Origin of the sequence: Acinetobacter portensis (genome assembly GCF_009372215.1) — a bacterium.
Taxonomy (GTDB): domain Bacteria; phylum Pseudomonadota; class Gammaproteobacteria; order Pseudomonadales; family Moraxellaceae; genus Acinetobacter; species Acinetobacter portensis.
In genome coordinates this window covers 1-11,836 of sequence record NZ_LWRV01000063.1, presented here as the reverse complement: position 1 = coordinate 11,836, position 11,836 = coordinate 1, and the positions used below count along the sequence as shown (strand labels likewise).

6 protein-coding genes are annotated in these 11,836 nt (G+C 33.7%); 5 read left to right on the top strand and 1 reads right to left on the bottom strand.

Features of this window, described 5'->3' with window-relative positions:
• Nucleotides 1-6,585, bottom strand: a 6,585-nt coding sequence (locus A6M14_RS06945) for an Ig-like domain-containing protein (protein ID WP_152874251.1), incomplete at its 3' end; no start/stop codon positions are given.
• 164 nt (nucleotides 6,586-6,749) lie between these two features.
• On the opposite strand from A6M14_RS06945, the gene A6M14_RS06940 reads away from it, so the two are divergent.
• From A6M14_RS06940 to A6M14_RS06920, 5 genes are all read left to right on the top strand, one after another.
• The gene (locus tag A6M14_RS06940) at nucleotides 6,750-7,163 is read left to right on the top strand and encodes a hypothetical protein (protein ID WP_338325167.1); all 414 of its coding nucleotides are present in this window, start codon (nucleotides 6,750-6,752) and stop codon (nucleotides 7,161-7,163) included.
• 121 nt (nucleotides 7,164-7,284) lie between these two features.
• Complete coding sequence (locus tag A6M14_RS06935; protein WP_152874250.1) at nucleotides 7,285-7,860, top strand: 5-formyltetrahydrofolate cyclo-ligase; 576 nt, start codon at nucleotides 7,285-7,287, stop codon at nucleotides 7,858-7,860.
• A 145-nt stretch (nucleotides 7,861-8,005) separates the two neighbouring features.
• The gene (gene lon, locus A6M14_RS06930; RefSeq protein WP_152874249.1) at nucleotides 8,006-10,432 is read left to right on the top strand and encodes an endopeptidase La; all 2,427 of its coding nucleotides are present in this window, start codon (nucleotides 8,006-8,008) and stop codon (nucleotides 10,430-10,432) included.
• A gap of 277 nt (nucleotides 10,433-10,709) precedes the next feature.
• Nucleotides 10,710-11,222, top strand: a complete 513-nt coding sequence (locus A6M14_RS06925; RefSeq protein WP_152874248.1) for a PAAR domain-containing protein — start codon at nucleotides 10,710-10,712, stop codon at nucleotides 11,220-11,222.
• Nucleotides 11,215-11,832 (top strand): hypothetical protein, encoded by a 618-nt coding sequence (locus A6M14_RS06920; RefSeq protein WP_152874247.1) that lies wholly within the window; start codon nucleotides 11,215-11,217, stop codon nucleotides 11,830-11,832. Before A6M14_RS06925 ends, A6M14_RS06920 begins: the two co-directional genes overlap by 8 nt.
• Nucleotides 11,833-11,836: the final 4 nt, after the last annotated feature.

Genomic DNA, 11,836 nt, shown 5'->3' with positions numbered 1-11,836 from the left:
TATTCTGGATAGGTTCTTAGAGAATTGAGCAAGCTCAATTTTTAATGTAGCTCTTTCAGCCTGATCCCAATAATAAATTTCTACAGGTTGCCAACCAGCATCCTCCTCAGTCACTGTGACTAGGAAATAATCTGTTTTAGCATTTTGGTTGCCATCTTTAATTACAATTGCTTTACCATTCACTTTAATTTGATAGCCATCATCTCCTGTCACCCTAAAGATGTATGATCCTGCATTCAAATTCATATAACCTGTGAATTTAATCATGGCATCTGAAGTATGTTGATACCCGTTATATTCAATATTTTCAGCATTTTTACCTAAAAAAGTAATAAGATGGTTTTTATCTTTAGTTCTACCTGCTTGCCCTAAGCCATAATTTGAAAGTTCAAAATCAAATGCCTTAGTTTCAAAAACCACTGTTGGTGTATGAGTCGACATAAAGTTTTGAACTTGATTTAAGCTTGTTAAATTATCTCCATCATATTTAATGCCATTAATATTTTCACGATATCCCCAATACTCTGATTTAAGCCCAGTTTTAACAGTTATAGAATGTCCATTATCATCTTTTACCCAATATGCTGGGTCACTCGTATCACTATCACCTATCCCTAGATTACCAGCTAAATCTGTATAACTTTCATCATTGACCGATACTTTAAGTGATTTGTCTGTTACACGACCTTCAATTTTAGCAGTCCAAACTGTAGGATCTTTAGTATCTTGCTGTAAATCTATAATTTGACCCTGAGATAAATAAACATCGCGTTCCGTGAAGTCCTTAACTTTCTCAGAGAACTTAAATGTAACCGTATTATCATCATTTAAAGTAACAATTACGGTTGGTGCTACTGTTTCAACTTTCTGATTTAAAATCGATTTTGGCTCACCATTATTATTTGCATAATCTTTAAAGCCATTTCCAACATTTACATTAATAGACTGATCCACATTTTCAGGAACTTTAGCCGTATAAGTTAAACCATCACCAGAAACAGAAAATTCCAATGAAATAACTTCACCTTTATTATTTGTAACTTTTATATTGTCAGACTGAATGCTTTTCGGATCAACATCACTATCATACTGAACAGTGATCATGCCATTTTCAGATATGCTGATATCTTTCACTTTTGGAGCAACAACATCAACTTCTGGTGTTCTTTCAGCTACATTTGAAACAATAGATGGCTTACCAGAAGAATCTAATTTATCTGGATCAACAAAATAAGCTTTAACATCGATGTCTTGATCTTTAAATAGTGCTTCTGAATAAGGTAGTGCTAAAGTCCAAGTACCATCCACCTCATTCACAGTAAGTTTAGAATTAACACCTTGAACATATTCTTGATCATTAACTGTTACAACAAGTGCTGCTTTTGGATAATTTGAGTTGTTAAGCTTACCCGTAATCTCAACAACATTTTTTTCACGATACTCTGCATGTTCTTGGATATTAATAACATCATCTTTTGCTATAACATCAATAACAACAAGTGGAACTACAAATTCATCTTGATCTAGAGACACTTCGTTGCTGCCTTTTACTACAGCGATAACGGGTACTCCCTCTTCCAAAATTTCATTTGTGGTCACACTCCAACTACCATCAGTATTTGATATAACTTCTATTTCTTTAGTCCGAGTTATGTCATCCTCAATTACTTCAAGCGATACAACAACTTTTTGTTTTGGCGCTGATGTTTGACCAGTGATAATTGTAACGCTTGTATTATTCTCTTTAGATGGAACCACACTTTCAATTTTGAGCGTAATAAGCTTATCATCAATAGCATTAGCAATATTTCCTGCTTTATCTTTATAACTTTCTGTATTTACAGAAACATCTAAAGGCTGACCTTTATCATATTCAATATCAACAGTCCAAGTTCCATCTAAGTTTCGTTGAAGTGTTTCAGGTTTTAATACTCCACCATTAATAATAATATTTTCAACGGTGAATGACTTATTGCTAATTTCTTTATCAAATTCAAATATTGCTTTTGCGATATTCTCTGTAGCTTCAACATCTTTAGTAACAACAACAGTTACAGTTGGTGGTTGCGTATCAACTTCAACATTTTGAGTTGCAATATTCTGCCCACCCAATTGGTTAATAATTTTTGCAGTTACACTATTATTTCCACCTTCTAGAAAATCTGAAGCTGAAACATTTAAAAACCATGTACCATCCTTAGATACCATAAGCCCATTATCAACAGTGTAGGTTTGTCCATTTACATGAACTGAAATGGTTACATCATACTTCGGATCTGACCAGCTACCCGTAAGCGTAATAATAGGATCATGACCTGAACTTTCTTTTAAGTTAATAATATTATCGTCTGTAATTGGGTCAACCGTAATACTTGGAATAACCGTATTATCCTGCACATCTACATCATCTTGATTTTTAGTTTTAGCGGATATTTTTCCCCCATTTACTAAAATCTCATCTGTAGAAATACTCCAAATACCATCCTCATTAGATTGTGTAGTCAATTCTTTGAGTACCACACCACCATCAATTAAAGCTTCGACCGATACAACGACTTCTTGATTAGGTGCAGTGATACCCTTAATAGTTGTTACATCTTTATCATTCACTTGATCCTTAGATGTATTGATTTCATTAATTTTAATTGTAATAAAATTATCGTAATTTTCATTACCCAGATTTCCAACTAAATCTATATAACTTTCAGGCTTAACCGCTACTTTTACAAGTTGACCTTCTTTTTCTGGCTTAACGTCAATAGACCAGCGTCCATCATCATTCTTTTTTAAACTTTCAGGAATTAAAACACCACCATCTACTTTAATATCATCTACAGTAAATGAGTCCTCATTAATTTCTTTATCGAATGTAAAAAATGCTTTTACTTGTTGGTTGTCAACTTCTTCAATATCGACTGTTACTCTTGGTGCTTGCTTATCAATTACTGGTGTTCTTTCTGCAGTATTTGAAATTACAATTGGATTTCCAAAAGTATCTAATTTTTTAGGATCAATAGCTTGTGCAGTAACATTTATCGTGCTGCCTGCAAGCAAATTACCAGTTCCTGAAAGTTTTAATGCCCATGTACCATCTTCATTCACTGTAAGTTGAGGGCTTTTACCTTCTGTATATTCTGCACCCTCCACATTCACAACAAGTACAACATTTGGATAGTCTGGATTACTTAGTGTACCTGTGATTACGAGTGGCTTATTTTTACTGTATTCCTCTACCTCATTAATATTAAAAACATCATCTTCAGCAATTACTTTAATTGCAACAAATGGAAGCTTAACTTCATCTTGAATGTCTTTGTTATCTTCATTTTTAGTTACAGCAACAACTGTATTTCCATCAATTAACTCTTTATTCGTCTGAGCGATCCATTCACCTTCTGAATTTGATTTTGTATAAATTACCTCTCCACCAGGGATCTTCACCGCTACATATTGATCAGGTGCAGTTTGACCAATAATCTTCGTTATATTTTGGTTATTCTCATCTTTTGATGGTATGACACTTTCAATCTTAATTGTAATGTACTGATCGGATTCACCAAGTCCTAAATTACCCGCTTTATCGGTGTAACTTTCTGAAAGCACAGATACATCTAATAACTGACCTTTCTCAGTCTTAATTTCTACAGACCATCGTCCATCAACATTCTTATGTAAGCTTTCAGGGAAGATCACTCCACCATCTACTTTAATATCTGAGACATTAAATGTAGCTTCATCGATTTCTTCATCAAATGTAAAAAAAGCATCTACGCTTGAGCCATTTTTTTCAATTATTTCTACATGAACACTTGGCACGTTTATATCAATTTTAGGTGTTCTTTCAGAAGTGTTTGAAATAACCAATTTATCTTGATCAAATGCTTGCGCTGTAACTGTAAAATTTGTATTAGATAGTAAATCTTTAGTATCTGTAAGTGTTAATACCCAAGTACCATCTGTATTTACGCTCAGTTCCGGGCTTGATTTTTCTGTATATTTTTTACCATCTACATTTACTACTAGCACTACATTCGGGTAATCAGGATTACTAATCGTTCCCGTTATTTCCAAGGGCTTACCATTAGTATATTCATTAGTTTCTCTAATATTAAAAACGTCATCTTCTGCAATCTTGTTAATTACAACAAGTGGAAGTTTAATTTCATCTTGAATAACCTCATTATCTTGGTTCTTCGTTTTTGCTGTAACAGTATTGCCTTCTAACAAAGGCTCACTTGTTTGGACTTTCCATTCACCCTTTTCATTAGATGTGGTTAATAGAACTTGCCCCCCTGGAATAGTAACTTCTACCTCTTGGTTTGATGCCGTTTTTCCAGAAATTATCGTTATATCTTTACCATTCAAACTCTTTGAAGGTACAGCACCATCAATCTTAATCGAGATATATACATCAGAATTACCGCCCCCCACGTTACCTGCTAAATCTGTGTAACTTTCAGGAATCACAGATACATCTAGTAATTGACCTTTTTGGTAATTCACATCAACAGACCAACGTCCATCATCATTCAGTTTCAAACTATCTTGAATAGTCTTTCCACCTTCAACCTTTATATCTTCAAGCGTGAAAGTTGTTTCGCGAATTTCTTCATCAAACTTAAAAAAAACTTGAGCAATAGATTCACTTTTCTCAACAATATCCACCTCTACATTAGGCACTTTTGTATCAATTTTAGGTGTTCTTTTAGCAGTATTTGAAATAACCAATGTGTCTTGACCAAATGCTTGTGCTGTAACTGTAAAATTTGTATTAGATAGTAAATCATTAGTGTCTGTAAGCATTAAGACCCAAGTACCATCTTTATTTAAATTCAGTTCTGGGTCTACATTACTAATATATTTTTTACCCTCCACATCTACAATAAGCACTACATTTGGGTAATCAGGATTACTCATTGTCCCTTTTATTTCTAGCGGTTTACCTTTAATGTATTCATTCTTTTCTGCAAGATTAATAAAATCATCTTCTGCTATTGTATGTATAGCAACATATGGAAGGTCCACTTCATCTTTATTAATTTCATTATTATCAACATCTCTTACAGTTGCGGTCACTTTTTTAATTTCATTAATATTTTTACTACTTTCAACAACCCACTCCCCATAATTATTTGAAGTCGTATAAATTTTTTCTTCGCTATCTAATTGAATAGAAACTATTTTATTGGGTTCTGTTTTTCCTTTAATAATAACTATATCTTGATTGTCTTCAACTTTAGATGGCACTACATCATTAATTTTTATGGAAATATACTGATTAGCTCCAGCAACTCCTTCATTCCCAGCCAAATCCTCATAACTTTTAGGCCGCACTGAGACCTGTAAACTATCACCTTTTTTAAATTCGATATAAGCAGTCCACTGATCATCTGTTTCTTTTTTCAAAGTTCCAGCAACTAACTTCCCACCATCTACTTTAATATCTGCTTCGGAAAAAGAATCCTCATTAATTTTTTCATCAAATGTAAATATCGCCTTTACAATATTTAAATTACCAGAACCATCAACTTCATTCACAATATTCACATCAACTTTTGGCACCCGCGTATCAACAAGCGCAAGCTGTGTTACTTCATTTCCAATACCTAACTTATGAATAATCTCCGCAGTCACATTATTATTCATCCCTTCGTTAAAGATAGAACTAGGTACTTTTAAATTCCATGTTCCATCCTTTGAAAGCAATAATCCATTATTTACAGTATAAATTTCACCATTAACGATAACTCTAATAGTTACATCATCCCTCGCCCCTACCCAAAAACCAGATAAGGGTACACCATCTTTCAGAGAGCTTTCTTTAGAATTAATAACATTATCCATTGCAATAAAGTCGATACTAATTTTTGGTCGCTCAACCTCATCTTTAGCTTGCGGTTGGTTTCCTTTATTCGAGGGTATTTCAGCAACAATATTTTCTAACTCAGTCATCTGTTTTGATGTTGGAATTTCCCAATTTCCATCTTCATCAGATTTAATTTCACCAAGAATTTCATTATTTACTTTCACAACAACATTTGAATTTGGTGTTGCTGTACCGCTGATGACAGACCCACTTCCCCCTTTACCAACTTCAGAAGAGTCTATTGGACTAATATTTATAATTTTAACTTCAGGTGTAGGCACAGGATTATTGTCATTTGAACCTGAACCACCACCCGCAGCAAGGCCACCTAAAAGTGCAGCCCCTCCACCCAACAACCAAGGTGTCATACCACTAAACACAGATGTAGACATTGCTGGTAGTAATTCTTCTAAACCTGAAATTGATTTAAAACTTGCAATGCCATTTTCATAATTAAACCAAAGGAATGCGCACGCATCATCTTCAAAAACCAAATCTGAAGTTACATTCTCTTTATTTTTTTCAAAAAAGTTTTCTAAAGTTAAAATTTCACCATTTTTTAATTTAACAATCAAAGTATTGCCTTGCTGAATAAACTCAGCGACATCCTCTCTCTTAACTTTTAGATGAACAATTGAAGCTGTATTTAAGCTTAATTTCTCCTCATTAAAACTCTTTTTATCAAGTGAAAATTTATTTACTACAACTACATCTTTCATCTAAAAAATAACCATATCTTATGTAACATCTAGTAAACATATTAACAAAGTGTTATTTTTCACACAATATTTTTAATTAATACTATTGGTTCTCATTATTTTAATTAATTTTAAATTAATTGATTACTATATGGTTAATATTGTTTTAACAAAGGTCAAATATCGTGCTAAATAAAGTTATTTTTTATACAACCCTGTGTATTTTAATATCCTCTTGCAGTATATTAAACAAACAAAACAATTACAAAAAACCAATAGATTTATTATTTCAAAACAAAAAGATAGATAGCATAAAAATCCACGTCCAACGTGATGATAAATTATGCAAAGATGAAACAGACAATAATCAAGATTGTCCAATTAAATTATATGTAGATGATTTTAAATCTGGAGAATTCTTTACCAATAATGAAGCATTTTACTACTTAAAACCAAATAAATATATTTTAAAAGCTAAAAATTGCACAAATGAATGCTCAAAATACGAACTAAAAATAGATTTAAATAATCAGTTAAAATATGTAACTTATGTTTTATCGATCGATAATGAATCAAATCCAATCATTATCCAAAAATAAATATTTTAGTCAGTCTAATTATTTAAATTAGACTGACTTATTAATTATAAAAATATAGATGCTTTATTTTTAATATTTACACAGTACAATTGTTCCATCATTCATCTATAAATGATCATTCATGCACGAGTTAAGACGTCAAATTCGTAAGCAACGCAAACAGCTTTCTTCTTTTCAGCAAGTACAGGCTGAAAATTTTGCTTTGAATCATCTTCGACGTTTTCATCAGTTTCAATCTGCAAAGCATATTGGTATTTATTTAGATGCTTTTGGTGAAGTTAAAACAAAGAAAATCATTGAACTGGCTTTTCAACAATCTAAACGTGTTTATTTACCTGTTATTTGCAATATGAATCAAAAACTCGTTTGGGTTGAAATTTCACAACATCAATATAGAAATAAACGCTTTGCTAACCATATTTTAGGTATGCAAGAACCTCGAAAAAGTCGTGGTTTTCATGTTAATCAATTAGATTTACTGATTCTGCCTTTATTGGCATGTGACGCGGTTGGGACACGTATTGGCATGGGTGGTGGTTTTTATGATAAAACCTTAGCAAATTCTACTCACAAACCCTATCGTTTAGGTTTAGCGCATGAATTTCAATATATTAGACACAAACTACAACGGCAAACATGGGATCAACCCTTAGATGCTTTACTTACACCGACAAAATTGTATCGGTTTAAACGCTAAATCATCTTTCAATCTATATGTATCACTTAAAAATCACATATTTAGTCAAATTTCATAGATTTTATTTCGCATTACCCTTGTAATTTTTTAAATACACATCACTATAAAAACATGGCAACACCGTTGTTACTCATTAGGAGTGCCCATGTCTGAAAATATTATGAATGAAGAAAGCTTAGAATCTCCAGTTCCAAGCATATTACCGCTTTTAGCGTTACGTGACGTGGTCGTTTACCCTCACATGCAAATTGCCTTATTTGTGGGTCGTGAAAAATCGATCAAGGCTGTTGATGTCGCTCGTAACAATGACAATTTAGTATTTGTTGTTGCACAAAGAGACTCTCTCACAGAAGAAATTGATCACGACAACTTATATCAATACGGTACTGTCGCGAAGATTGTCCAAGTTGTGAATCATGAAAATGATGAAAACTGTATAAAAGTATTAATTGAAGGTTTACATCGTTCTAAGCTCGTGAAAATTATCGATAACGATGATTATCTTACAGCGGAACATAGTTTAAGCGACATGACTGTTGCTGTTGATGCTGCAACGCAGTCTACTCGTATTGAAGAATTACGTGCTTTGTTTGCTCAATATGCTGAAGCAAAATTACGTAATGCACGTGAATTGATTGCTGCGGCAAATAAAATTGACGATTTATTGCAATTATTATTCTTTGTTGCAACACGTGTTCCTTTGAATATTGATGTAAAACAAAAGTTCTTAGAACACGATGAATTTGAAGCACATTTACAAGAAGTCATGATTTATTTATTGCAACAATCTGAAGAACAACAGATTGAGCAAACTTTGCATGATTCTGTAAAACGTCAAATGGAAAAGAATCAACGCGAATACTTCTTAAATGAAAAAATGAAGGTTATTCAGCGTGAACTTTCCGATATTAATGGCGGTGCTGAAGATGATGTTGCAGAAATTGAACGTCGTTTAGCAGAAGCAGATTTACCTGAACATGTGCGTAAAAAAGCTGAATCTGAATTCCGTAAATTAAAAGCAATGCAACCAGCTTCAAGTGAAGCGGCTGTCGTTCGTAATTATATCGAGGCAATTTTAGATACGCCTTGGAATAAAGCGAGCAAAGTCAGCATTAACTTAGCGAAAGCTCAAGATATTCTTGACACTGACCATTATGGTTTAGATGAAGTTAAAGAACGTATTGTTGAATATCTTGCTGTTCAATCACGTGTGAAAAAACTTCGTGGTCCTATCCTTTGTTTAGTTGGTCCTCCGGGTGTGGGTAAAACGTCGCTTGGTGAATCTGTAGCGAAAGCAACAGGTCGTGAATTTGTTCGTATGGCGCTTGGTGGCGTACGTGACGAAGCTGAAATTCGTGGTCACCGTCGTACTTATATTGGTGCGATGCCGGGTAAAATTGTTCAATCTTTAACAAAAGTAGGCGTTAAGAACCCATTGTTCTTACTCGATGAAATTGACAAGATGGCGCAAGATTACCGTGGTGACCCTGCTTCTGCATTGCTTGAAGTGCTTGATCCATCACAAAACAGTAAGTTCAACGATCACTATTTAGATCTTGATTTAGACCTTTCTGAAGTGATGTTCATTTGTACTGCAAACAGTATGAATATTCCTGAAGCACTTCTTGACCGTATGGAAGTCATTCGTCTTCCGGGTTATACAGAAGATGAAAAAGTGAATATTGCAGACCGTTATCTTGTTCCTAAAGCAATTAAGAACAATGGTTTACGTGCGAAAGAATTAACAGTTCATGAAGAAGCAATTCGAGACATCGTACAGCGTTATACGCGTGAAGCAGGTGTTCGTAGCCTAGAGCGTGAAGTGTCTAAAATTGCACGTAAAGTGGTTAAAGAAGCGGTAAGCAAAAAAGCGAAGAATCTTCAAGTTGAAGTGACCTCTGCAAACTTGCCTGATTACTTAGGTCCGCATAAGTTTGACTTTGGTATGGCTGAAGAAGAAGCTCAAGTGGGTCGTGTCAATGGTCTTGCTTGGACTTCGGTTGGTGGTGAACTTCTGAATATTGAAGTTGCTGCTGTGCCAGGTAAAGGTAAGTTCATTACGACAGGTTCGCTTGGCGATGTCATGAAAGAGTCGATTACAGCAGCAATGACTGTGGTTCGTACTCGTGCAGATGAGCTTGGTATTGAAGCTTCTCGCTTTGAAGAAACTGACGTTCACGTGCATTTACCTGAAGGTGCAACACCGAAAGATGGTCCATCAGCAGGTTTGGCTTTAACACTTGCGCTTGTTTCTGCGTTTACTAAAATTGCGATTCGTCCTGATATTGCAATGACAGGTGAAACGAGCTTGAGCGGTCGTGCGATGCGTATTGGTGGTTTAAAAGAGAAGTTACTTGCTGCTCACCGTGGTGGTATTAAGCTTGTCTTTATTCCTCAAGAAAACGTTCGTGATTTAATTGAAATTCCTGACAATGTGAAAGAAGGATTGGAAATTAAAGCAGTTAAATCGATTGATGAGATTTTAGCTTTAGGTCTTGTTTCTACGCCTAAGCCGTTGGTGAAAGCGCCAATTGTTAAAGCGGTAGATGAAGCGAAAGCTGCCCGTCATTAATTTCACGAGCAAATAAAAAAAGCACACTTCGGTGTGCTTTTTTGTATCTGAAAGGTTCTAAAAATGATATTTTTTTAATATTTATAATTTATTTTTAATCATTAAATGAGAAAAATCAAACTCTTTTTAAAGGTAAGGACAGCAATTTTTCTATATTCCGCTGACACTCATAGACACTCTATAAAAATATTTGATATATTCAAAAAATGAGAACTACTTAACACATTTTATTAATAATTAATTTAAAGCTCAATTTTATAAAAAAGAAGATAAACATATGAAAGCGATTATTACTCAAGGCGCAACTACAACGCATGGTGGTGTAGTTTCTGAATTTTTAGATACTTTTACAATTGACGGTAAAAAAATTCATTTAGATGGTATGACCCATTATTGTCCATTATGTAAAAAGACCGTTTCTGCTATTGGTACAGATAGCACCAAAATAGTGATGGGTAAAAAAATGGTTTTTGAGGGTGATAAAACCAGTTGTGGTGCGACTTTTATTGGTAATCAAACTCTTGCTTTTAGTACAACTGGAAGTAAGGCGCTTGGTATGGATTTAATTAGTAGTCTAATTCTAAATAAAGAAAGTCATGAGTTTGCGGAACGTTTTTTACTACAAAGTGAAGTAACCAATGAGCCAGTACGTAATGGGAAATATGAAGTTTATAAAAATGGTCAACTCGTTTTAACGGGTACGACTGATGAAAACGGTATGACTCAACTCATTACAGGAACGAATAGTGAAAAAATAGATATTCGCATTGTTGGTAAAAGTAATGACTGAATGGTATCAAGCTGTATTAAAAAAAGCGAAAGAAGAAGCTGCTAAGAATCCAACGGTGATTAAAGTAGATAGTGATAGATATTTAACCAGCGGTGAAATATCTTTAGCTAAGTTGATTTATAAAAACTCTATTGATTATGAAAAAGTTAGAATTATTAATGGTGGGCTTTTAGGTCTTCCAAATAGATCAAATAATGCTATGGCACCATATGGAAACATACATTTCCCTACAAAGCATTATGAAAAAATTAAAGATTTTTCAAAATCTACGTCATCAAATAAAATTTGGTTTATTCATGAAATAGCACATGTTTGGCAATATAGACTAGGTTTAAGTGTTGCCCTTAGAGGAATAGATATTGGTCTACGAGGTGGTTATTACAAGGCGAAAGCTTATGGTTATGATTTAATTTGTGATGATCAGTATCTAGAATTTAATCAATTTAATTTTGAGCAACAAGCTGAAATCATAAGCCATTATTTCGATGCTTTTTACTTGCCAGAAAAAGGTCATAACGATCTTGATTTACACAATAAAAATTTAAAACAGAAATTTGCATTACAAAAAGTTTTAAGTATATTTATTAAAAATCCCTTAGATAAAAATTAGATCG

Excerpts from the sequence above, each read along its gene's own strand:
- A6M14_RS06935 (WP_152874250.1), top strand. The coding sequence starts at position 7,285 with ATGCACGAGTTAAGACGTCAAATTCGTAAGCAACGCAAACAGCTTTCT.
- lon (WP_152874249.1), top strand. The coding sequence starts at position 8,006 with ATGTCTGAAAATATTATGAATGAAGAAAGCTTAGAATCTCCAGTTCCA.
- A6M14_RS06925 (WP_152874248.1), top strand. The coding sequence starts at position 10,710 with ATGAAAGCGATTATTACTCAAGGCGCAACTACAACGCATGGTGGTGTA.
- A6M14_RS06920 (WP_152874247.1), top strand. The coding sequence starts at position 11,215 with ATGACTGAATGGTATCAAGCTGTATTAAAAAAAGCGAAAGAAGAAGCT.